The sequence below is a fragment of the Arthrobacter sp. Bi26 genome (assembly GCF_918697925.1).
Classification (GTDB): Bacteria; Actinomycetota; Actinomycetes; order Actinomycetales; family Micrococcaceae; genus Arthrobacter.
Genome location: NZ_CAKKMF010000034.1, coordinates 1 through 21,934, shown reverse-complemented (window position 1 = coordinate 21,934; position 21,934 = coordinate 1). Strand labels below are relative to the sequence as shown.

Annotated in this window: 20 protein-coding genes and 1 rRNA gene; 16 read left to right on the top strand and 5 right to left on the bottom strand. The window is 68.0% G+C overall.

Features of this window, described 5'->3' with window-relative positions; all coding sequences use genetic code 11:
• Window positions 1-33 precede the first annotated feature (33 nt).
• Both LQV16_RS11040 and LQV16_RS11035 read right to left on the bottom strand, forming a co-directional pair.
• The gene (locus LQV16_RS11040; protein WP_229993934.1) at window positions 34-999 is read right to left on the bottom strand and encodes a quinone oxidoreductase; all 966 of its coding nucleotides are present in this window, start codon (window positions 997-999) and stop codon (window positions 34-36) included.
• A gap of 165 nt (window positions 1,000-1,164) precedes the next feature.
• Window positions 1,165-2,268 carry an acyl-CoA desaturase gene (locus LQV16_RS11035; RefSeq protein ID WP_229993933.1) on the bottom strand — a complete coding sequence of 368 codons (1,104 nt, stop codon included), beginning with the start codon at window positions 2,266-2,268 and terminating at the stop codon, window positions 1,165-1,167.
• A 167-nt stretch (window positions 2,269-2,435) separates the two neighbouring features.
• Here LQV16_RS11035 and argC point away from each other — a divergent pair, with 167 nt between their 5' ends.
• From argC to LQV16_RS10985, 10 genes are all read left to right on the top strand, one after another.
• Window positions 2,436-3,479 (top strand): N-acetyl-gamma-glutamyl-phosphate reductase, encoded by a 1,044-nt coding sequence (argC, locus tag LQV16_RS11030; protein ID WP_229993932.1) that lies wholly within the window; start codon window positions 2,436-2,438, stop codon window positions 3,477-3,479.
• Complete coding sequence (gene argJ, locus LQV16_RS11025) at window positions 3,476-4,642, top strand: bifunctional glutamate N-acetyltransferase/amino-acid acetyltransferase ArgJ (RefSeq protein WP_229993931.1); 1,167 nt, start codon at window positions 3,476-3,478, stop codon at window positions 4,640-4,642. The genes argC and argJ overlap by 4 nt, the downstream gene beginning before the upstream one ends.
• Before the next feature lie 35 nt (window positions 4,643-4,677).
• The gene (argB, locus tag LQV16_RS11020) at window positions 4,678-5,607 is read left to right on the top strand and encodes an acetylglutamate kinase (protein WP_229993930.1); all 930 of its coding nucleotides are present in this window, start codon (window positions 4,678-4,680) and stop codon (window positions 5,605-5,607) included.
• A complete protein-coding gene (locus tag LQV16_RS11015; RefSeq protein ID WP_229993929.1) occupies window positions 5,604-6,947 on the top strand; it encodes an acetylornithine transaminase in 1,344 nt (447 codons plus the stop codon). The genes argB and LQV16_RS11015 overlap by 4 nt, the downstream gene beginning before the upstream one ends.
• 8 nt (window positions 6,948-6,955) lie before the next feature.
• Window positions 6,956-7,969, top strand: coding sequence for an ornithine carbamoyltransferase (gene argF / locus LQV16_RS11010; protein ID WP_229993948.1), 1,014 nt, complete (start codon window positions 6,956-6,958; stop codon window positions 7,967-7,969).
• Window positions 7,969-8,499: an arginine repressor gene (locus tag LQV16_RS11005; RefSeq protein ID WP_079551248.1), complete on the top strand. Its 531-nt coding sequence runs from the start codon at window positions 7,969-7,971 to the stop codon at window positions 8,497-8,499. Before argF ends, LQV16_RS11005 begins: the two co-directional genes overlap by 1 nt.
• A 100-nt stretch (window positions 8,500-8,599) precedes the next feature.
• Window positions 8,600-9,805, top strand: coding sequence for an argininosuccinate synthase (locus LQV16_RS11000; RefSeq protein WP_229993928.1), 1,206 nt, complete (start codon window positions 8,600-8,602; stop codon window positions 9,803-9,805).
• Entirely contained in the window at window positions 9,805-11,220 is a 1,416-nt protein-coding gene (gene argH / locus LQV16_RS10995; protein ID WP_229993927.1) for an argininosuccinate lyase, read from the top strand. The genes LQV16_RS11000 and argH overlap by 1 nt, the downstream gene beginning before the upstream one ends.
• 63 nt (window positions 11,221-11,283) lie before the next feature.
• A complete protein-coding gene (locus LQV16_RS10990) occupies window positions 11,284-11,811 on the top strand; it encodes a pyridoxamine 5'-phosphate oxidase family protein (protein WP_229993926.1) in 528 nt (175 codons plus the stop codon).
• 57 nt (window positions 11,812-11,868) lie between these two features.
• Complete coding sequence (locus LQV16_RS10985; protein WP_229993925.1) at window positions 11,869-12,606, top strand: maleylpyruvate isomerase family mycothiol-dependent enzyme; 738 nt, start codon at window positions 11,869-11,871, stop codon at window positions 12,604-12,606.
• A gap of 65 nt (window positions 12,607-12,671) precedes the next feature.
• Here the strand turns inward: LQV16_RS10985 and LQV16_RS10980 are convergent, their stop codons facing one another.
• Window positions 12,672-13,190, bottom strand: coding sequence for a methylated-DNA--[protein]-cysteine S-methyltransferase (locus LQV16_RS10980; RefSeq protein ID WP_229993924.1), 519 nt, complete (start codon window positions 13,188-13,190; stop codon window positions 12,672-12,674).
• On the bottom strand, window positions 13,187-14,695 hold the full coding sequence (locus LQV16_RS10975; protein ID WP_229993923.1) for an AlkA N-terminal domain-containing protein: 1,509 nt from the start codon (window positions 14,693-14,695) through the stop codon (window positions 13,187-13,189). The genes LQV16_RS10980 and LQV16_RS10975 overlap by 4 nt, the downstream gene beginning before the upstream one ends.
• 90 nt (window positions 14,696-14,785) lie before the next feature.
• Between LQV16_RS10975 and LQV16_RS10970 the strand changes: the two genes are divergently transcribed.
• Both LQV16_RS10970 and LQV16_RS10965 read left to right on the top strand, forming a co-directional pair.
• A complete protein-coding gene (locus tag LQV16_RS10970) occupies window positions 14,786-15,511 on the top strand; it encodes a DNA-3-methyladenine glycosylase (RefSeq protein WP_229993922.1) in 726 nt (241 codons plus the stop codon).
• Between the two features lie 83 nt (window positions 15,512-15,594).
• On the top strand, window positions 15,595-16,194 hold the full coding sequence (locus LQV16_RS10965; RefSeq protein ID WP_229993921.1) for a hypothetical protein: 600 nt from the start codon (window positions 15,595-15,597) through the stop codon (window positions 16,192-16,194).
• A gap of 6 nt (window positions 16,195-16,200) precedes the next feature.
• Here LQV16_RS10965 and LQV16_RS10960 read toward each other — a convergent pair whose 3' ends face one another.
• Window positions 16,201-16,818 (bottom strand): GNAT family protein, encoded by a 618-nt coding sequence (locus LQV16_RS10960; RefSeq protein WP_229993920.1) that lies wholly within the window; start codon window positions 16,816-16,818, stop codon window positions 16,201-16,203.
• 165 nt (window positions 16,819-16,983) lie between these two features.
• Between LQV16_RS10960 and LQV16_RS10955 the strand changes: the two genes are divergently transcribed.
• From LQV16_RS10955 to LQV16_RS10940, 4 genes are all read left to right on the top strand, one after another.
• A complete protein-coding gene (locus LQV16_RS10955; RefSeq protein WP_229993919.1) occupies window positions 16,984-17,541 on the top strand; it encodes an adenine phosphoribosyltransferase in 558 nt (185 codons plus the stop codon).
• 150 nt (window positions 17,542-17,691) lie between these two features.
• Window positions 17,692-19,920: an AAA family ATPase gene (locus tag LQV16_RS10950; RefSeq protein WP_229993918.1), complete on the top strand. Its 2,229-nt coding sequence runs from the start codon at window positions 17,692-17,694 to the stop codon at window positions 19,918-19,920.
• 91 nt (window positions 19,921-20,011) lie between these two features.
• A complete protein-coding gene (tyrS, locus tag LQV16_RS10945; protein ID WP_229993917.1) occupies window positions 20,012-21,325 on the top strand; it encodes a tyrosine--tRNA ligase in 1,314 nt (437 codons plus the stop codon).
• Window positions 21,326-21,824: 499 nt separating this feature from the next.
• A 16S ribosomal RNA gene (locus LQV16_RS10940) occupies window positions 21,825-21,934 on the top strand; the annotation flags it as partial.

Below are 21,934 nucleotides of genomic sequence, written 5' to 3'. Positions count from 1 at the left end.
GGTGTTGCTGTGCGGCCTAGGAGACCGTACGGCTTAGGGGACCAGGATGACTTTGCCGGTGGTGCGGCGCTGTTCAAGGTCGTCGTGTGCACGCGCTGCCTCGGCGAGGGAGTAGCGGGCGCCGATCCTGACCTTGAGGCTGCCTTCGGCAGCGGCGGCAAAGACTTCGTCGGAGCGCCAGCGGCGTTCCCGGGCGTCGCGCAGGTAGTGGGCCATGGTCGGCCGCGTGAGGTAGAGCGAGCCGCCGGTGTTGAGCCGCTGCGGGTCGAACGGCGGGACCGGGCCGGAGGCTCCGCCGAAGAGCACCAGCATGCCCCGGATGCGCAGCGACGCCAGGGAGGCGTCGAAGGTGTCTTTTCCGACGCCGTCGTACACGACGTCCGCGCCGGTGCCGTTGGTCAGATCCCGGACGCGTCCCGCGAAACCTTCATAGCGCAGCACATGGTCGGCGCCGGCGTCGCGGGCCAGCTGCTCTTTCTCGTCCGTCGAAACGGTGGTGATGACACGGGCGCCCCTGGCCTTGAGCAGCTGGATCATTAGGAGTCCGACGCCGCCGGCGCCGGCGTGGAGCAGGACCGTGTGGCCGGACTCGACCTTGAAGGTGGAGTTGATCAGGTAGTGGGCGGTCACCCCCTGCAGCGGCAGGGCCGCGGCGGTGAAATCGTCCAGGCCGTCGGGAACCGGGAGGGCCTTGTCCTCGTCGACGAGTGCATAGCCGGCGTAGCAGTCAGCGCCCTCGGCCGTGGCCACCCGGTCGCCGGGAGCGAACCCGGTGACGGCATCGCCGACCTCCTCCACGGTGCCTGCGGCCTCGGAGCCGGGCGTGAAGGGGTAGCTGACCTTGTAGATGCCGCTGCGCTTGTAGGTGTCGATAAAGTTCACGCCCGCGGCGGCGACCTTGACGAGCAGCTGGCCGGGCCCGGGAACGGGACGAGCTGTTTTGTCGAGCTCCAGGACCTCGGGGCCCCCGGCCTGGCGGGCGACGATTGCGTGCATCATGTGGCTCCTTTTCCGGGCGGGAAAGTCTGTCCCGGTCCCTGGGTCCATCCTAGGGACACCGGCGGTAACCATGAAGGGGCGTTCCGTAACCGACCGTCACGTGATGCTTCACGTGCCAGCGTCCGGACGTGGCGGGTCCTGCGCGGACGCCGCCTGATGCGTCCCTTAGTAGCGGCGGGTGACCGTTGCCATCGGGCATTCGAAGTGCCGGCCCGCGGCGAGTCCGACATCGTTGAGGTAGCGGACGATGATGGCGTACGACTGCATCAGGGTGGTTTCCGTGTACGGGACCTGGTGCTTGGCGCAGTACTCGCGGACGATCTTGGCGGCCTTGTCCAGCTGGGGGCGGGCCATGTCCGGGAACAGGTGGTGTTCTGCCTGGCGGTTAAGGCCGCCGAGCAGGATGTCCATGAAGCGGCCGCCCGAGATATTCCGGGACGTCAGGACCTGGCGGCTGAAGAAGTCCACCCGGCTGTCCGCCGGCAGCACCGGCATGCCCTTGTGGTTCGGCGCGAACGACGCGCCCATGTAGAAGCCGAACACGGCCAGCTGGACGCCGATGAAGGCGAACGCCATGCCCAGCGGCAGGAAGGAGAACGCGAGAACGGGCAGCAGGCTGAGCCGGACGGCGAGGATCGGAATTTCAACCCAGCGGTGCGTGACCTTGGCGCGGCGGACGATGAATTTCACGGAGTCGATCTGGAGTCCCAGGCCCACCAGGAACAGGAGCGGGAAGAAGAACCAGCCCTGCTTGCGCGTCAGGAACGCGAGGCGCCCCTGGCGGTCGGCTACGGCTTCGGGGTGGAAGGCGATGGGGCCGGGCGCGATGTCCGGGTCCTTGGAAATGACGTTCGGGTGGTTGTGGTGCGCGCCGTGCTTCTGCTCCCACCAGGAGTAGCTGATCCCGGCCACGGACGTGGCGAGCAGCCGTGCTGCCCAGTCGTTGGCGCGGCGGGACGCGAAGATCTGCCGGTGCCCGGCCTCGTGGGCCAGGAAGCTCAGCTGCGTGCACAGGATGCCCAGGGCGGCGGCGATCAGGAGCTGGAACCAGCTGTCACCGATCAGCGCGAACCCGAACCATGTCGCGGCCATCAGGAGGGCAAGCACCGAAAACACGGTGACGTAGAAGCCGACTCGGCGTTCCAGGAGACCGGCAGCCTTCACGGTCTTGAGCAGTTCCGAATAGCTGAGAACGACGGCGTTGGGTTGCCTGACTCGCGATTTGGGGCGTACTGAATCTAGAGGAGGAGGAGTGAGCGTAGTGGTCATAGGGAGCCTGCCTCGTTGCTGTTTACGGGCAACGTTGCAGCTGACATTTGCAGCTGCACGGTCTGGATCACCCTTCACCAAGCATACGCCCCGGGGGTTCCCGGACACGGCCGCATCCATGCATAAATATCGGCATCTATGCATACTCTTGCTGTATAGTCGTGCTTATGACTATTTCTGTTGCCGTTTCCGGGGCGAGCGGTTATGCCGGCGGCGAGGTCCTGCGGCTCCTCGCCGGCCACCCCGACGTCACTATCGGCGCCATCACGGCCCACAGCAACGCCGGTTCCAGACTAGGGGAATTGCAGCCGCATCTCCATGGTCTGGCGGACCGGATCCTCGAGGACACCACCGTGGATAACCTGGCCGGGCACGACGTCGTGTTCCTGGCGCTTCCGCACGGGGCGTCCGCGGAGATCGCGGCGCAGCTGCCCGCCGGGACCCTGGTTATCGACGCCGGCGCGGACCACCGCCTCGAGGACCCGGCGGCCTGGGAGAAGTTCTACGGTTCCGCGCACGCCGGAACCTGGCCCTATGGTCTCCCGGAACTGCCCGGTCAGCGCGACGCCCTCCGCAGCGCCACCCGGATCGCCGTCCCCGGCTGCTACCCGACCTCGGCCCTGCTGGCCCTCATGCCCGGCTTCAGCAACCAGCTGCTGGCAGGCGACGACGTCGTGATCGTCTCCGCATCCGGCACCTCAGGGGCCGGCAAGGCCGCCAAGGTCAACCTGATCGGCGCCGAAGTCATGGGCTCCATGAGCCCCTACGGGGTAGGCGGGGGACACCGGCACACCCCGGAGATCGAGCAAGGACTCTCCAAGGCGCTAGGCGCTCCGGTCACCGTCTCCTTCACGCCCACCCTGGCGCCGATGAGCCGGGGGATCCTCACCACGGCGACTGCCAAGATCCGGCAGCAGCCAGGACGCAGCGTCACTGCCGCGGAGCTGCGCGCCGCCTGGTCCGAGGCCTACGACGACGAACCGTTCGTCCACCTGCTCCCGGAGGGGCAGTGGCCCTCCACCAAGTCGGTCCAGGGCTCGAACCACACGGTCATGCAGCTGGCCTTCGATGAGCACACCGGCCGCGTGATCGTGTGCTGCGCCATCGACAACCTGACCAAGGGGACCGCCGGCGGGGCCGTGCAGTCCATGAATATCGCCCTCGGCCTGGCGGAATCCGCCGGCCTCAACCTCCAGGGAGTCGCACCGTGAGCATCACCGCACCGCAGGGATTCCGCGCCGCCGGCGTGACGGCAGGGCTCAAGGCTTCCGGCAAGCCGGACGTTGCCCTCGTGGTCAACGACGGTCCGTCCAAGGCCGCCGCGGCGGTCTTCACGTCCAACCGCGTCGCCGCGGCCCCCGTGCACTGGTCCCGCGAGGTGGTCAAGGACGGCCGCGTGGACGCCGTTTTCCTCAACTCCGGCGGAGCGAACGCCTGCACCGGGCCCCAGGGCTTCCAAAACACCCACACCACCGCGGAGAAGACCGCCGAAGCCCTCGGCGTCTCCGCCACCGACGTCGTCGTCTGCTCCACCGGACTGATCGGCGAACAGCTCCCCATGGAAAAAATCCTGGCCGGGATCGGTTCCGCCACCGCCGCTCTGGCCGCCGACGGCGGCCCCGCGGCAGCCACCGCGATCATGACCACGGACTCCGTCTCCAAGCAGGCCGTCTTCTCCGGCACCGACGCCGAAGGCACACCGTTCACCATTGGCGGCATGGCCAAGGGCGCCGGCATGCTGGCCCCGGGCCTGGCCACCATGCTGGTGGTCCTGACCACGGACGCCGACGTCCAGCCGGGCATGCTCGACGCGGAACTCCGCAACGCCACCCGGGTCACCTTCGACCGCGCGGACTCCGACGGCTGCATGTCCACCAACGACACCGTGGTGCTGCTGGCGTCCGGGGCCTCCGGCGCCGTGCCGTCCGCCGTCGACTTCCGGACGGGCCTGACCCAGGTCTGCGCCGAGCTGGCCCGCAAGCTGATCGGCGACGCCGAGGGTGCCAGCCACGACATCGCGATCCGGACCTTCAACGCCGCGAGCGAGGGGGACGCCGAAATCGTCAGCCGCGCTGTCGCCCGCTCCAACCTGTTCAAGACGGCGATTTTCGGCAAGGACCCCAACTGGGGCCGCGTGCTGTCCGCCGTCGGTACCACCGACGCGGCGTTCGATCCGGACCAGCTGAACGTGTCCATGAACGGCGTGCAGATCTGCCGCAACGGCAGCATCGGCGATGACCGGAACCTGGTGGATCTCGAACCGCGTGAGGTCCTGGTCGAAATCGACCTGCAGGCCGGCGGGGCCGAGGCCACGATCCTCACGAACGACCTCACCCACGACTACGTCCACGAAAACAGCGCCTACTCCAGCTAATCCGCCTGGAAGGACGAGCAGTAAGGACGAACAGCATGAACACCCAGACCCGCGAGACGACATCCCAGTCCGACGCCCGGGACAAAGCCGCCACGTTGATCGAGGCGTTGCCTTGGATCCAGCGCTTTGCCGGCAGCACCATGGTGATCAAGTACGGCGGCAACGCCATGGTCAACGACGAGCTCCGCCGCGCCTTCGCCGAAGACGTCGTGTTCCTGCACCACGTCGGCATCCACCCCGTGGTGGTTCACGGCGGCGGCCCGCAGATCAACGCCATGCTCAGCCGGCTCGGGATCGAATCCGAATTCAAGGGCGGGCTCCGCGTCACCACACCCGAGGCCATGGACGTGGTCCGGATGGTCCTCACCGGCCAGGTGGGACGCGAACTCGTGGGCCTGATCAACTCCCACGGCCCGTACGCCGTCGGCATGTCCGGCGAGGACGGCGGACTGCTCCGCGCCGTCCGCACCGGCACCGTGGTGGACGGCGAGGAGGTGGACCTGGGCCTCGTCGGGGAAGTGGTGGGCGTCAACCCGGAAGGGATCGTGGACATCCTCGCGGCCGGCCGGATCCCGGTAGTCTCCACCGTTGCCCCGGAGATCTCCGCAGACGGATCCACCACCGGGCAGGTACTTAATGTCAACGCGGACACGGCGGCGGCGGCGGTCGCCTCGGCCCTGGGGGCATCCAAGCTGGTCATCCTGACCGATGTCGAAGGCCTCTACGCCAACTGGCCGGACAGGTCATCGCTCATCTCGTCGCTGACGGCTTCGGAGCTGCGAGAGATGCTGCCGCGCCTTGAGTCCGGCATGATCCCGAAGATGGCGGCCTGCCTGAAAGCGATTGACGACGGCGTCGAGCGCGCCCACATCGTGGACGGCCGCCTGCCGCACTCGATGCTCCTGGAAACATTCACGACCGCCGGCATCGGCACCCAGGTCGTCCCCGACGAGGAAAGCAAATGAACCAGATCGAAACTGCACCTTCCACGGATCTCGAACACTCTCCGGTAGCCGACCTGGTCCACTCGCGCGCCACCGGCGCGCAGTGGCTCTCCCGCTACTCCTCCTCCCTGCTGGGCGTCTTCGGCACCCCGCAGCGGGTCCTGGTCCGCGGCGCCGGCTGCCTCGTGTGGGACGCCGACGGCAAGGAGTACCTGGACCTGCTCGGCGGCATCGCCGTGAACGCCCTCGGCCACGCCCACCCGTTCGTCACCTCGGTGATCTCCAGCCAGCTGGCCACCCTGGGCCATGTCTCCAACTTCTTCACGAGCCCCACCCAGATCGCCCTGGCGGAGAAGCTGCTGGAACTGTCCAAGGCACCTGCCGGGTCCAAAGTGTTCTTCGCCAACTCCGGTACCGAGGCCGTTGAGGCGGCCTTCAAGCTGGCGCGCCGGAACACAGGCCCGGACGAGACGCCGCGCACCAAGATCATCGCGCTCGAAGGCGCCTTCCACGGGCGCACCATGGGCGCCCTCGCGCTGACGGCGAAGGAAGCTTACCGGGCGCCGTTCGCGCCGCTGCCAGGCGGCGTCGTGCATGTCCCGTTCGGTGACATCGATGCCCTCCGCGCCGCCGTGGACGACACCACCGCCGCCGTCTTCCTCGAACCGATCCAGGGCGAGGCCGGCGTCCGGCCGCTGCCCGCCGGCTACCTGTTGGCCGCCCGCGAGGCCACCAGCGCCGCCGGCGCCCTGCTGATCCTCGACGAGGTCCAGACCGGCATCGGCCGCACCGGCAAGTGGCTGGCCAGTGAGGACGCCGGGATCGTGCCCGACGCCGTGACCCTCGCCAAGGGCCTGGGCGGCGGCTTCCCGGTCGGCGCGCTCGTGACGTTCGGACCGGAAACGTCCGAGCTGCTGACCGCCGGCCAGCACGGCACCACCTTTGGCGGCAACCCGGTGGCCACTGCGGCCGCCCTCGCCACGCTGCACGTCCTCGAAAACCAGGACATCCTGGCCCACGTCCGGGGCGTGGGGGAGCACCTGCGCGCCGGCCTCGCCGGAATCGCCGGCGTCACCGAGGTCCGCGGGGAGGGGCTGCTGATCGGCTTCGACCTCGACGCCGACGTCGCCCCGGGCGTCGTCACCGCCGGGCTTGACGCCGGTTTCATCGTCAACAGCCCGGGCCCGCGCACCATCCGGCTGGCACCGCCGCTGATCCTGACCACCGAACAGGCCGACCGCTTCCTGGCGGCACTGCCCGCGTTGCTCGAGACCGCAAAGTCCACTGCCGAAAAGTCCGCCGAACAGTCCGCCGAACAGCCCGCCACTTCAAGTAACAACGCCGCAAAGGACGCCAAGTGACCGCCGTCGTGACCGCATCAGTGCCCACCCGCCACTTCCTCAAGGACACGGACCTCACCCCGGCCGAACAGGCCGAGGTCCTCGAGCTCGCCGTCCGGATGAAGGCCGCGCCCTACAGTGTGCAGCCCTTCGCCGCGGCAGGCAGCGGCCGCCAGACCGTGGCCGTCATCTTCGACAAGACCTCCACCCGGACCAGGGTCTCCTTCGCCACCGGCATCGCGGACATGGGCGGCAACGCGCTCATCATCAACCCCGGCGAGGCGCAGATCGGGCACAAGGAATCGGTCGAGGACACCGCCAAGGTGCTCGAACGCATGGTGTCCACCATCGTGTGGCGCACCGGCGCGCATGCCGGGCTTGTCGCCATGGCCGCGAACTCCCGCGTTCCGGTCATCAACGCCCTGTGCGATGACTACCACCCGTGCCAGCTGCTGGCCGACCTCTTGACCGTCAAGGAGCACAAGGGCTCGCTCAAGGGCCTGACCATGGCGTACCTGGGCGACTCGGCCAACAACATGGCCAACTCCTACCTGCTGGCCGGCGTCACGGCCGGCATGAACGTCCGCATCGCGGGACCGGCAGGGTACCTGCCGTCTCCGGAGATCATCGCCGCCGCCGAGGACCGTGCCGCGGAGACCGGCGGCTCCGTGCTGGTGACGGTCGACGCCGTGGAGGCCCTCCTGGGCGCCGACGTCGTCGCCACCGACACGTGGGTGTCCATGGGCCAGGAGGCGGAGAAGGAAGCGCGGATGAAACTGTTCCGCGACTACTCCGTGGACGCCGACGCGATGAAGCTCGCGGCGCCGGACGCCGTCGTGCTGCACTGCCTGCCGGCCTACCGGGGCTACGAGATCGCCGCGGACGTCATTGACGGCCCGCAGTCGGTGGTCTGGGACGAGGCTGAAAACCGGCTCCATGCCCAGAAGGCGCTGATGGCCTGGCTCATGCACCGCTCCGGCCTGGCTGTTGTTGACGGGCTCGCGCCAGTTGATGGGCTGGCACCGGTGGACGGCTTGGCCTGATGTCCGTCCAGCCAGCCTCTCCGGGGGCCAGCCCGGCCACCAAGACAGCCCGGCAGGCGCGGATCACAGCGATTCTGACGGGCGAGTCGGTCCGTTCCCAGGCTGAGCTCGCGGCGCTGCTCGCGGACGACGGCGTCCAGGTCACCCAGGCCACGCTCTCCCGCGACCTCGTGGAACTCGGCGCCGTCCGGGTCCGCGGCAAGGACGGCGTGCTGGTCTACGCCGTCCCGGGGGAGGGCGGCGAACGGGCGGCCAAGAGCGGCGTCACGCAGGAAATCCTCGACGCCCGGCTGACCCGGTTGTGCGGGGAACTGCTCGTCACCGCCGAGGCCTCGGCCAACCTCGTGGTGCTCCGGACCCCGCCGGGCGCCGCAAACTTCCTTGCCCTCGCCATCGACCACTCCGTGATGCCCTCGATCCTGGGCACCATCGCTGGGGACGACACCGTCCTGCTTGTCACCCGGGACCCCCTGGGCGGCGCGGACATCGCCGCACGCTTCCTGCAGTTCGCCGAGGAAGCCGGCCAATAAGCCGCGCAACGCCCCGGGCACAACCGGGCTTGTGACAGGCTTGCAGCAGAGAGATTTTTCCCACACTTACAGCATCACCAAACAACTAAGGAGCATTTCCGTGACTGAGCGTATTGTTCTGGCCTACTCCGGTGGCCTGGATACTTCCGTAGCCATCGGCTGGATCGGTGAAGCCACCGGCGCCGAGGTCATCGCCGTGGCGGTCGACGTCGGACAGGGCGGCGAATCGCTGGAGACCATCCGCCAGCGCGCGCTGGGCTGCGGCGCCGTCGAAGCCTACGTCGCCGACGCCAGCGACGAGTTCGCCAACGAGTACTGCGTGCCCACGCTGAAGGCCAACGCCCTCTACCAGGGCCACTACCCGCTGGTCTCGGCCATCTCCCGCCCGGTGATCGTCAAGCACCTGGTCAAGGCCGCCCGCGAATTCGGCGCCACCACCGTCGCCCACGGCTGCACCGGCAAGGGCAACGACCAGGTCCGCTTCGAAGTCGGCATCCAGACCCTCGGCCCGGACCTGAAGTGCATCGCACCGGTCCGTGACCTCGCCCTGACCCGCGACAAGGCCATCGCGTTCGCCGAGGAAAAGGGACTGCCGATCGAGACCACCAAGAAGAACCCGTACTCGATCGACCAGAACGTCTGGGGCCGCGCCGTTGAAACCGGCTACCTCGAAGACATCTGGAACGCCCCCACCAAGGACATCTACGACTACACCGCCACCCCGGAATTCCCGCCGGCGCCGGATGAGGTCACTATCTCCTTCGAGGCCGGCGTGCCGGTCGCGATCGACGGCGTCAAGGTCACCCCGCTGCAGGCCATCAAGGAACTCAACCGGCGCGCCGGCGCCCAGGGCGTCGGCCGCATCGACGTCGTCGAGGACCGCCTCGTGGGCATCAAGTCCCGCGAGATCTACGAGGCCCCCGGTGCCATGGCGCTCATCACCGCGCACAAGCACCTCGAGGACATCACGATCGAGCGCGAGCAGGCCCGCTTCAAGGCGACCGTCGGCCAGCGCTGGGCCGAGCTGGTCTACGACGGCCAGTGGTTCTCCCCGCTCAAGCGCTCCCTCGACGCCTTCATCGAGGACACCCAGCGCTACGTCACCGGCGACATCCGCATGGTGCTCCACGGCGGCCAGGCGATCGTCAACGGACGCCGCTCCGAGACCTCGCTCTACGACTTCGACCTCGCCACGTACGACACCGGCGACACGTTCGACCAGTCGATGGCGCGCGGCTTCATCGAGCTGTGGGGCATGTCCGCCAAGGTTGCCTCCGGCCGCGACATCCGCGTCGCAGGTCAGTAATGGCGTCCGCCACCAATGAAGGCGCGCTGTGGGGCGGCCGGTTCGCCGGCGGCCCCGCGGACGCCCTCGCCGCGCTGAGCAAGTCCACGCACTTCGACTGGCGGCTGGCCCGCTACGACATCGCCGGGTCCAAGGCGCACGCCCGCGTGCTGCACAAGGCCGGGCTGCTGGATGGCGCCGAACTTGAGGGCATGCTTGCCGCACTGACCCGGCTGGATGAGGACGTCGCCTCCGGCGCCTACCTGCCGGCGGAGTCGGATGAGGACGTGCACGGTTCACTCGAGCGCGGCCTGATCGAGCGCGCCGGCACCCAGCTCGGCGGCAAGCTCCGCGCCGGCCGGTCCCGCAACGACCAGGTGGCCACGCTGGGCCGGATGTTCCTGCGCGACCACGCCCGGATTATCGCCCGCGGCGTGCTCTCAACGATCGACGCACTGGTGGACCAGGCCAAGGCGCACCAGGGGGTGGCCATGCCCGGCCGCACCCACCTGCAGCACGCCCAGCCGGTCCTGCTCAGCCACCACCTGCTCGCTCACGCCTGGGCGTTGCTGCGTGACGTGCAGCGGCTCCAGGACTGGGACAAGCGCGCCGGCGTTTCGCCCTACGGTTCAGGTGCCCTGGCGGGCTCCTCGCTGGGCCTGGACCCGGAGGCCGTCGCAGCCGACCTGGGCTTTTTCTCGGCGACGCACAACTCGATCGACGGCACCGCCTCCCGCGACGTCTTCGCCGAGTTCGCCTGGATCACGGCCATGATCGGCGTGGACCTGTCCCGGGTCTCGGAGGAAGTGATCCTGTGGGCCACGAAGGAGTTCTCCTTCGTCACCCTGCACGATTCCTACTCCACCGGCTCCTCGATCATGCCGCAGAAGAAGAACCCGGACGTGGCGGAACTGGCACGCGGAAAAGCCGGCCGGCTGATCGGCAACCTGACCGGGCTGCTGGCCACCCTGAAGGGGCTGCCGCTCGCGTACAACCGCGACCTGCAGGAGGACAAGGAGCCGGTCTTCGACGCCGCCGATACGCTGGAGGTCCTGCTCCCGGCAGTGTCCGGCATGATCGCGACGCTGAAGTTCAACACCGAACGGATGGAAGCGCTGGCACCGCAGGGCTTCGCGCTGGCGACGGACATCGCCGAATGGCTGGTCCGCCAGGGCGTTCCGTTCCGCGAGGCGCACGAGCTCTCAGGCGCCGCGGTGAAGCAGGCCGAAAGCCGCGGCGTCGAGCTCTGGGACCTGACGGACGAGGAATACGCCGCCATCTCGGAGCACCTGACGCCAGAGGTCCGCACGGTCCTGTCCACTGAGGGTTCGCTCAACAGCCGGAACTCCCAAGGCGGCACCGCACCGGCCGCCGTCGAACGCCAGCTGCTGGCCCTCGACGGCGAGCTCGCCGGCGTGCGGACGTACGCGGGGTAGCACCGGTCTCTACGCGCGGGGGCCCTCTGCGGATGGGGCCCTCGCGGCGGTTAAGGTAGGCACATGAGCGAACCGTTCCGCCAAATGCTGCGTGCCCTGCCCGATTTCCCGGAGCGCCTCCCGGACTTTGACCCGGACTCCGCGCCCGCGGACCCGGCAGAGCTGTTCCGGCTGTGGCTGGACGAAGCGCTGGCGGCCGGGGTGCCGCAGCCCAACGCGTGCAGCCTGGCCACCGCCGATGGGCAGGGCCGGCCGTCGTCGCGGATGCTGATCCTGAAGGACATCGACGCCGACGGCTGGCACTTCGCGACCTCCCGGGAATCCCGCAAGGGCCAGGAGCTCGCGGCCAACCCGCACGCGGCGCTGAACTTCTTCTGGCAGCAGCAGGGCCGCCAGGTGCGGGTGGCCGGGGACGTCGTGGAGCTGTCCGCCGAGGCCTCGGCCGCGGACTGGCAGGCCCGGCCGGGCGCCGACGGCAGCGAAAATGAAAACACAGACTGGCAGCTCTACGCCATCCGGCCCCGCGAAATCGAATTCTGGCAGGCCCGGCACGACCGCCGGCACATCCGGCACCGCTACGCGCCCCGCTGACCGGGTTCCACTCAGTTAATCCGACTTAATTGGGTGGCTCGGTTTAGGATGGGCGCCATGACCTCAATCACACCAGAGAACCTTCGGGCAGATCTGCACCGTGCCGCCGACGTCGTGGCCGGAATCGCAGCGAAACTGACGGAACAGGACATCAAAGCGCCGTCGGAATTGCCCGGCTGGAGCCGCGGGCACGTGCTGGCCCACATCTGCGGGATTGCCAACGCGATGGGCCGCCAGCTCGAATACGCCGCCCGCGGCGAGGGCGTGGAGCTTTACGACGGCGGCTTCGAGGGGCGGAACCGCGCCATCGGGATGGCGGCCGGCCACAGCCTCGCTCAGCACCGGGCCGACCTCGACTCAGCGTTGGGCAGGGCCCTGCGCGCCTTCGACTCCCTCGATGCGGCCGGCTGGCGCGAGCCCATCACCTACCGCGGGGGAGTCGTGTTCGACGGCGGCCTGGCGCTATGGCGCGAACTCATCATCCATGCGGCCGATCTCGGCACCGGCCACGGACCGGAAACCTGGAGCCGCCCCTTCTGCGGGCACCTCTTCGATTTCCTCTCAGCCCGGGTGCCCGAGGGCCAGCGCTTTGTGCTGCAGCCGCTCGGCCTGCCCGCGGTGGCCATCGGGAGCGGCGGAACCTCGACGGTGATCAACGGCATGCTCACGGACATCGCCGCGTGGCTCGCCGGCCGCACACCCACCCTCGGCAGCCTGCGCGCTACCGCCGCGGCCGACGGCGTTGACCTTCCGGAACTGTTGCCCTGGCCCGCCGGAGTGCCCGTCAACAACTAAAGTCCCTGGTCCATGGCCGGCCATCCCCCGCCCGGCGCGGTGCCCGGGTCCGTGCAGCCTTAGGCCTAGGGCCGTGCCGTTGCGAGGGCGAGTTCGCGTTCCCGGTCCAACAGGCTGCCCTTGACGGCCAGCCCCCAGCGGAATCCGCCCAGGGTCCCGTCGGTGCGGATGACGCGGTGGCAGGGAACAAACAGGGCCGCCGCGTTGAAAGCGCAGGCACTGGCCGCCGCCCGGACGGCCTTGGCGTTGCCGGAGAGCTCCGCATACTCCGTGTAGGTCACCAGGCGCCCCGGGGCGACCGTGCGCAGCACATCCCAGGCGTGGCTGCGGAAAGGTCCGGACTTCTGCAGCACCGGCACGGCCATGGCCGGTTCCGGATCGCCGGAGTAGAACGCCTCCACGGCCGCAGAGATGGAGCCCAGGCCGGCAACGGTCTCGAATTCGCCAGGCAGCAGGTCCGCGTGGATCTGCCCGGTCAGCTCACCGGGAACGGCGGTCCAGCCCGAAGACAGGACGGCGCCGTCGCGGGCAATGATGGTGAAAGGACCGTCCGGGGTGGACATGGTCAACAGCTGGGCTTTCATGGTTTCGCTTTCTTCGGAGTCTGCTTTTGAGCTGGAGACGGCGCGCGCGCTGCGGCCTGGGCAGCCGCTGCTGCGCGCCAAAGGTGCATGGTGGCGTAGGACCGCCATGGGCTGACCTCACGGAAATCAGTGGTCAGGGCGCCGTCGGGGTTCTGGGCGAGTGAGCGGATGCCGTTGCGGACGGCGGCATCGTTGGCCAGGAACACATCCGGCGCGCCGATAACCCGCATCGCGACGTATCCCACGGTCCACGGCCCGACGCCGGCCAGCGGCAGGAGTTTGGCCTCCAGCCCGTGCACGTCATCGCCGTAGCCGAAGTCCAGGTCGCCCGAAGCCATCGCCGCGGCGGCGCCCCGGACGGAATCGATCCGCCGCTGCGGGCCGCGGAGCAGTTCGAAGCCGGTCTCCGCAATCTGGGCGGCCGTCGGGAACAGCCGGTGGAGACCGTCGTCGGGCACCAGGCTCGCGCTCCCGGCCACGGACAGCTGGACCAGGGCGGTCCGCGCGGCGGCCACTGTGATCTGCTGGCCGATCATGGCCCGGATCAGCAGCTCCTGCGGATCCACGGCGCCGGGCATCCGCATGCCGGGTGTGCGCGCCACCGTGGCGGCCAGGCGGGGATCGGCGGCGAGGGCGGCATCGATGGCGACGGGATCGGCGTCCAGGTCCAGCAGGCGGCGGACCCTGCTCAGCAGGGCGGCCAGGTCCCGGAGATCGACGGCGCCGATGGTCAGCACGAGCGGACGCCCGGCCGCGCCGGCATCGTAATCCACCCGGAAGCGGGCATCGCCGTGCGTCAGCTTCAGGGTCCGGGCGTAGGAACTGGAAGTACCTTCCTCGATCCCGGGGATGGCACGGACGGCGAGGAAGTCGAAGACGCCGGGGTCGAACGGTTCGCGGTACGGAAGATTGAGCGTGAGCGCGGTGGTCGCTGCGGGGGAGCGGTGATGCCGCGCAGTAGCCCGCAGCGCGGAGGGCGTCATCGCAAAGACCTCGCCGATGGTCTCGTTGAACTGGCGCACGCTGCTGAACCCGGCGGCGAAGGCGATATCCGAGACTTTCATGCCGGTGGAGACCAGCAGGGTGCGGGCGGTCTGGGCGCGGCTCGCCCGCGCCAGGGACAGCGGACCGGCGCCGAGCTCGTGGCTTAGGATCCGGTTGAGCTGGCGCGAGGAGTAGCCGAGCCGGGCCGCCAGCCCCTCGACGCCGTCGCGGTTGATCACGCCGTCATTGATGAGCCGCATGGCCCGGCCGGCGATATCGGAGCGCACGTTCCAGGCCGGAGTGCCGGGCACGGCCTCGGGTAGGCAGCGTTTGCAGGCCCGGTAGCCGGCGTCGTGCGCGGCAGCGGACGTTTCATAGAACGTGACGTTGTCCGCCTTGGGCGTCCGCGCTGGGCACGAGGGCCGGCAGTAGATGCCGGTGGTCCGGACAGCGGTATAGAACTGCCCGTCGAAACGGGTGTCCCGGGCGTCGATTGCCCGGTAGCGCTGCCAGAAGTCCATGACCCCATCCTGCCAGCTTCGCTGGACACCTGCTAGCGGAATTCGGACACGGCCGTGTGGTCCTCCGGCGGCGTTTGTTAAAGTCTGAGCATGACGTCGAGCCCGCCTCCTGCCCGGCCCGGCACGGGTACAGGTACCCAGCCCGGCACGGTGACAGGCGCGGCCGCGCCGCTCCGGGAGCTGCTCTCGGCCGATGCACGGCACGTGGCGCCGCTGATCCTCGGCGCCGTGTTGACGCACGACGGGGCCGAGGGCTCCGTCTCGGTGCGGATTACCGAGGTGGAGGCGTACCTCGGCCCGCATGATTCCCACCATCCTGACCCCGGGTCCCACACCTTCCGCGGCCAAACGGCCCGCAACGCGCCGATGTTCGGCCCGGCCGGCCACCTCTACGTGTATTTCACCTACGGGATGCACCATTGCGCCAATATCGTGTGCGGGCCCGAGGGCGTTGCGTCGGCGCTGCTGCTGCGGGCCGGCGAGGTGGTTGCGGGGCACGAACTGGCCAGGGCCAGGCGCCCGACGTCGAAATCGGACATCGACCTCGCCAGCGGGCCTGCCCGGCTGGCCACCGCACTGGGGCTGACGACGGCGGACAGCGGGCGCGACGCCCTCGCGCCGCCGTTCCGGCTGGAACCGCCCGCGCACCCGCCGGAAGGGGTCGCTTCAGGCATCAGCTCCGGTCCGCGCGTTGGCGTCTCCGGCGCGGGCGGCAGCCACGACTACCCCTGGCGGTTCTGGCTCAGCGGCGACCCGACCGTCTCCCGCTACAAGGCGGCAAAGGCGCCAAAGGCGGCAACCACCCGCGGCGCGTAACGCGGCAGGCACTCGGCAGGCACCCGGCAGGCACCCTGCAATCAGCCTGATGCCGCGCCCACGGTGGGGGATGATGGAGCATTATGGGCGAGGGGAAACGCGGAAAACCGGGCAACGAGCTGGAACGGCTCCAGATCTTTGCGCAGCTGGCCACCGAGTACTTCCGCATGGTGGAACTGTTCACCCCTGACGGCGAGCAGATCGCGGTGGACCCCGTCGAGGCAGAGCGCAGGCACTGGGTGGAGCTCTTCCGTGCAGCCCTGCTGCGTAAATTCATCGTTCCGGAAGAACACGTTTCGCTCAAACTCGTAGTCAGGGCCCTGCGCCTGTGCAACTACTCGGCGGACCCCCGGATAACCGAGGGCACGGCAGAAGCGGCCGGCTTGTTCACGAACGGGATGATCCGGGACCGCCCGGCGCTGATGGCCGAAATCGCCCTGGATGACCATGACCTGTTCGAGGACGTCCTCTACGGTCGGCTCCTGCATGGTGACGCCGACAGGTTCCGCCGGTCCGGGTGGGCTGAGGACTACAGCCGGCTGAGCAGCGTGGCGGCCGGCCGGTTCGACGCCGAGCGCGCGCTCAGAACAGCGCTGGGCGTCGTCTCCTACGGGCTTGCCAACGAACTCCTGCGCCCGCCGGAACCGGGCGGCGACACCGGGCCCCCAACGGCAGAAGCGTAGGAATTTCTAGGAGGCGGCGAAACTGCTGAGCCCGTAGTCTGCGCTAACGGCGAAGGGGGCGAGGCGCCGCCGAAGCTCTTCCCGCACTGGCGGCCACTCCTGCGAGAGGATCGAAAAGACGGCGGTATCCGCGCGTCCTCCGCCCGGGGCCGCCCGGTGGCCGCGGAGGATCCCCTCGAATTGGGCGCCGAGCCGCTCAATCGCCGTCGCGCTCCGGGTGTTGCGGGCGTCGCAGCGGAAGGCCACCCGGTGGACTTCCAGTACCTCATAGGCGTAGGCGAGGAGCATATGCTTGCTCGCCGGATTGACGTGGCTGCCCCAGAACTGCCGCCCGTAAAAAGTTCCGCCGATTTCAAGGCGTTGCTGGGCCGGGACGTAGTCGCGGAGGGACGTCGTGCCCAGCAGGGCGCCGGTGCGCCCGTCCGTCACGGCGAACGGGATGGTGGCGGGATCCTCCAGCCGAGACTGGAACAGTGCTGCCAGTTCGCCGCCCGTCCCCGGCATGGGCGCCGCCATGCCTGCCCACATGCCGGGATCCACGAAATCAAAGAGGCCTGCCGCGTGATGCGGAGCCAGCGGAACCAGGCGGACCCCATGGCCGGAGAGGACGATTTCGTGTCGCATTCGAGCATTCAATCACCGCCGGGGTGGACGGGACCGGCGTTTCCGGCGCCGCCCGCGTGAACATTGGATGACTGATGGGTTGCCGCGTGGCCGCCGGCCCCGGGCCAGCCGGCGCCGGCGGCCACGGCCCTGCAACGTCCCGCTACCAGCCAGTAAGGTGGATGGGTGAATCAAAGCGAGCTGAACCAGACCAAGACAGCACTGCCCGTGGATGAGCTGATCGAGAGCCTGTGCGCCACCATCCCGGACTATCCCAAACCCGGAATCAGCTTCAAGGACCTGACCCCGGTGTTCGCCGACGCCACTGCCTTCGGGGCCGTCGTCGATGCCCTGGTGGGACCATTCCAGGGCCAGTTCGACGCCGTCGCCGGAGTGGAAGCCCGCGGCTTCCTGCTCGGGGCGGCCGCAGCGTACGCCACTGGGACCGGAGTCATCACGGTCCGCAAGGCCGGCAAGCTGCCGCGCGAAGTGTTTTCCGAGTACTACGCCCTGGAGTACGGCACCGCCACCCTTGAGCTGCACACCACGGACCTGGCGCCCGGGAGCCGGGTGCTGATCCTCGACGACGTGCTCGCCACCGGCGGTACGCTCGGCGCCGCGGCGCGGCTGTTCGAGCGGTGCGGGATCCACGTCGCCGGCGTCGGCGTGGTCATGGAACTCGACGAACTTGCCGGCCGCACGGCCCTCACCGGCCACAACGTCCGCTCCCTGCTGCGGATCTAACGGGGACTGCGGGGCTGGACCATCCGGGTCGTGTCGGTAGAATTCCCTGACGAAGACTGCCTTGGCATTGTTTCGGCGACATGCAACAGCCGTGTCCGCCGAAATGGCTGTAGAATGGTGGGTCCGTCTTTTTCGATAGGGGAACGTTCGATGCACGACGCTGATTTGGCCCATGAACGCGACTATGTGGCCGGACTTTACGCCCGGCTCGATGAGTTGCGGGTGGAGAAGCGCACCCAGCTGGCCCAGGTGCGCCGTGCCGGTGCCGTGGGCACCATGCAGAACGTTTCCGAACGCGATGCCTTCGCGGCCCTCTACGAGGACCGCCTCGCCCAGCTCGACGCCGTCGATGACCGGCTCGTATTCGGCCGCCTGGACCTGGATTCCGGGGAGGCCCAGTACATCGGCCGCATCGGCCTGACCACCGAGGATCTGCAGCGGCTCATGGTGGACTGGCGGGCGCCCGAGGCCGGCCACTTCTACCAGGCCACGGCGTTCGACCGGCAGGGTGTCCGCCGCCGCCGTCACCTGATCCTGCAGGGCCGCGAGGTCAAGGCAATCGAGGACGACGTGCTCGACGCCGACATGCTTGCCGACAGCGATTCGCTCCAGGGTGAAGGCGCTCTGCTGGCGGCCCTGAACTCCAAGCGGACGGGCCGGATGTCAGACATCGTCGGCACCATCCAGTCCGAGCAGGACCGGATCATCCGTTCCTCCATCTCCGGCGCACTCGTGGTCCAGGGCGGTCCGGGCACGGGCAAGACCGCTGTCGCCCTGCACCGCGCCGCGTACCTGCTCTACACGCACCGGGACAGGCTCAAGAGCGCTGGCGTCCTGCTGGTGGGGCCGACGTCGTCCTTCATGAACTACATCGAACGCGTGCTGCCCTCGCTCGGCGAGACCGGTGTCGTGATGGCGAGCCTGGGCCGGCTCATGCCGGGCATCGCCGCCGTTGCCGAGCCGGACTCCGCCGTAGCCGCCATCAAGGGCCGGCTGGACATGGCCGACGTGGTCGCCAACGCCGTGGCCAACCGGCAGCGCATTCCGGCCGGAAACCGGATCCTTGAGGTCGACGGCCGCAAGCTGGTCCTCACGCCGCGGCAAGTCCGCCGCGCCAAGGAGAGGGCGCGCGCCACGGGCAAACCGCACAACGAGGCCCGCGTGTCCTTCGTCAAGATCCTGCTCCGCGAACTCACCGAGCAGATGACGGAACTTGTGGAGGCCGGCAACATCGGCAACAACGCCGACCGCTCCTATCTGGCGGAGGACGTCCGGTCCGCCCGGGATGTCCGGATCGCCCTGAACCTGTGCTGGATGCCGATGACCCCGGAGAAGCTCGTGGGGGAGCTGCTGAGCAAGCCGGCCGTCCTCGAGGCATGCACCCCCAACCTCACCCCGGAAGAACGCGCGCTGCTGCTCCGTCCTGCCGGTTCGCCGTGGACCGAGTCCGACGTTCCGCTGCTCGACGAGGCCGCCGAATTGCTCGGCGAGCTTGATGCCGCCGCCGGACGGGGACTGGCGCAGCAGGAACAGGACCGTGCCCGCGACCTTGCCAATGCCAAGCAGACCCTGGTCAACATGGAAACCGCCGGCGTGGACGTCCTCGTCACAGCTGAAGACCTGGTGGACCAGAACCAGGAGCGCGAGACGCGGCTGACCGCTGCAGAGCGTGCCACCACGGACCGCAGCTGGGCCTTTGGGCACATCGTGGTGGACGAAGCCCAGGAGTTGTCACCCATGCAGTGGCGGCTGCTGGTCCGCCGCTGCCCGCTGAAGTCGTTCACGATCGTGGGCGACATCGCCCAGACAAGTTCCGTTGCCGGGGCCAACTCCTGGCACAGCGCATTGGGCCCCATGTTCGGCGACCGCTGGCAGCTCGAGGAACTGACCGTCAACTACCGCACGCCGTCCCAGATCGCCGAGGCCGCTGCACGCATGGCTACCGCGGCCGGACTGGTGGTTTCGGCGCCCAAGGCTGTCAGGGAAGGCCGCTGGTCCCCGGTCATCGACAGTGTCGGCAGGGGCCAGATCGTCAACAAGCTTGTCGAGGTGCTTCCGGAGGAGCTGGACGCCATCGAGGGCGGACTGCTGGCGGTCATCGCCGACGGCGAGCTGCTGCCCGAGGCCAGCGCGGCGCTGCGGGCCGTGTACGGCCACCGTGTCGGGACCGGAGCGGGCAGTTACGCCCAGGACATCGTGGTGATCAGTCCCCGCGAGGCAAAGGGACTGGAATTTGACGGCGTCGTGGTCCTGGAACCGACAGACATGCTCAACCACGAGCACGGCCGGGTGGGCGACCTGTATGTGGCCATGACCCGGCCAACCCAGCGCCTGCGGCTCATCGCCGCCGCCGGAATCCCGGCAGGCATCGAGGAGTAGGCCGGCAACCGGGCAGCAATGGCTGTCCGGTTGCCGGATGCACGGCGTCAACTGCGATGCGGGTGACGTTGATCCTGCTAACTTAGATTGCGTGTCCCAGCTAAATATTCTCGATGCCCAGCAGAACGACCCCAGCTTTGCCAATATCTGGCAGGAGCTGAAATGGCGCGGCCTTGTCCACGTCTCCACGGATGAGGCGGAGCTCGAAAAGCTCCTCGCCGGCGAGCCCGCGACGTATTACTGCGGCTTCGATCCGACCGCGCCGAGCCTGCACCTGGGCAACCTGGTCCAGCTCCTGCTCATGCGCCGGATCCAGCTGGCCGGCCACAAGCCGCTCGGACTGGTGGGCGGTTCCACAGGACTGATCGGTGATCCGCGTCCGACGGCGGAACGCACCCTCAACACCAAGGACACTGTGTCCGAATGGGTGGGCTACCTGCAGGCCCAGGTCCGCCGCTTCCTGAGCTTCGAGGGCGACAACGCCGCCCAAATGGTCAACAACCTGGACTGGACGGCGCCCCTGAGCGCCATCGACTTCCTGCGCGAGATCGGCAAGCACTACCGTGTCGGCACCATGCTCCGCAAGGACGCCGTCGCGTCCCGCCTCAGCTCCGAGGAAGGCATCAGCTACACGGAGTTCAGCTACCAGATCCTGCAGGGCATGGACTACCTGCAGCTGTTCCGCGACTACGGTTGCATGCTGCAGACCGGCGGCTCGGATCAGTGGGGCAACCTCACCAGTGGCACCGAGCTCATCCGGAAGGTTGAGGGCAAGCACGTCCACGCCCTGGGAACGCCGCTCATCACCAACTCTGACGGCACCAAGTTCGGCAAGAGCGAGGGCAACGCCATCTGGCTGGATCCGGCCATGTGCAGCCCGTACGCCTTCTACCAGTTCTGGCTGAACACCGCGGACGCCGACGTCGCGGACCGCCTCAAAGTGTTCACCTTCCTCAGCCGGGCAGAGATTGAGGCACTGGAACTCGCGGTCGCTGAACGGCCGTTCGCTCGCGAAGGCCAGCGGAAACTGGCGTACGAGGTGACCTCGCTGGTCCATGGCGTGGAGGCCACGGAGAAGGTCATTGCGGCATCGGCCGCGGTGTTCGGCAACGGCGATCTTTCTGTGCTGGATGAAGCGACATTGAAGGCGGCCACCTCTGAGCTGCCGTCCGCCACTGTCGACGCCGGCGCCCTGGGCATCATCGAGCTGCTGGTCGCCTCCGGTCTGTCAGAGAGCAAGTCCGCCGCGCGCCGCACCGTGGGGGAAGGCGGGGCCTACGTCAACAATGCGAAGATATCCGACCCCGACGCCGTTATTGCGGCCAGCCAGTTGCTGCACGGGCGCTACCTGCTCCTGCGCCGGGGCAAAAAGAACCTGGCAACGGTGGAAGTCTCCGCGTCCTGACCAGCTTCGAAAACGCACCCTGCACGCTCCTTCCCGGCCGATTTGCACGGCCGGGGGGGAGCGTGTATTGTTTTCTGAGTCGCCGCCGTTGAGTGGTGACAAACCCCCACAAATGAGAAGCAATTCTTCATGCGCTAGGCGCACACAATGGAAATTGCTTCAATTCTGCTGGGCGGATTCGCTCCATAAAGTGAAATTCGGATGAAAATCGCGGATTTGCAAAGTGGAAATGAATGAAATAAGCTGTAAACATCGCAGCGAAGAAAAACGAAATAAAAAATTCATTGAAATGAATTGTTTCGGCAAGTATTCGAATGTGTCTGTTGTTTGAGAACTCAATAGTGTGCCAAGTTTGTTGATACCAATTTATTGTAATGGATTGGTTGAATTTGCCGGGCCCGCCACCCCGTGGTGTGGTCTGGTGTTTTTGGCTGGTTTCAAATTTTGTGCAGCCTGGTTGTCCCGTTTTCCCGGGTTTCCTGGTTGTGTCTGTTTTACTTCAACGGAGAGTTTGATCCTGGCTCAGGATGAACGCTGGCGGCGTGCTTAACACATGCAAGTCGAACGATGACCCGGTGCTTGCGCCGGTGATTAGTGGCGAACGGGTGA

Coding starts and splice junctions, on each gene's coding strand:
- LQV16_RS11040 (WP_229993934.1), bottom strand. CDS start 999: ATGATGCACGCAATCGTCGCCCGCCAGGCCGGGGGCCCCGAGGTCCTG.
- LQV16_RS11035 (WP_229993933.1), bottom strand. CDS start 2,268: ATGACCACTACGCTCACTCCTCCTCCTCTAGATTCAGTACGCCCCAAA.
- argC (WP_229993932.1), top strand. CDS start 2,436: ATGACTATTTCTGTTGCCGTTTCCGGGGCGAGCGGTTATGCCGGCGGC.
- argB (WP_229993930.1), top strand. CDS start 4,678: ATGAACACCCAGACCCGCGAGACGACATCCCAGTCCGACGCCCGGGAC.
- LQV16_RS11015 (WP_229993929.1), top strand. CDS start 5,604: ATGAACCAGATCGAAACTGCACCTTCCACGGATCTCGAACACTCTCCG.
- LQV16_RS11005 (WP_079551248.1), top strand. CDS start 7,969: ATGTCCGTCCAGCCAGCCTCTCCGGGGGCCAGCCCGGCCACCAAGACA.
- argH (WP_229993927.1), top strand. CDS start 9,805: ATGGCGTCCGCCACCAATGAAGGCGCGCTGTGGGGCGGCCGGTTCGCC.
- LQV16_RS10990 (WP_229993926.1), top strand. CDS start 11,284: ATGAGCGAACCGTTCCGCCAAATGCTGCGTGCCCTGCCCGATTTCCCG.
- LQV16_RS10985 (WP_229993925.1), top strand. CDS start 11,869: ATGACCTCAATCACACCAGAGAACCTTCGGGCAGATCTGCACCGTGCC.
- LQV16_RS10980 (WP_229993924.1), bottom strand. CDS start 13,190: ATGAAAGCCCAGCTGTTGACCATGTCCACCCCGGACGGTCCTTTCACC.
- LQV16_RS10975 (WP_229993923.1), bottom strand. CDS start 14,695: ATGGACTTCTGGCAGCGCTACCGGGCAATCGACGCCCGGGACACCCGT.
- LQV16_RS10970 (WP_229993922.1), top strand. CDS start 14,786: ATGACGTCGAGCCCGCCTCCTGCCCGGCCCGGCACGGGTACAGGTACC.
- LQV16_RS10965 (WP_229993921.1), top strand. CDS start 15,595: ATGGGCGAGGGGAAACGCGGAAAACCGGGCAACGAGCTGGAACGGCTC.
- LQV16_RS10960 (WP_229993920.1), bottom strand. CDS start 16,818: ATGCGACACGAAATCGTCCTCTCCGGCCATGGGGTCCGCCTGGTTCCG.
- LQV16_RS10950 (WP_229993918.1), top strand. CDS start 17,692: ATGCACGACGCTGATTTGGCCCATGAACGCGACTATGTGGCCGGACTT.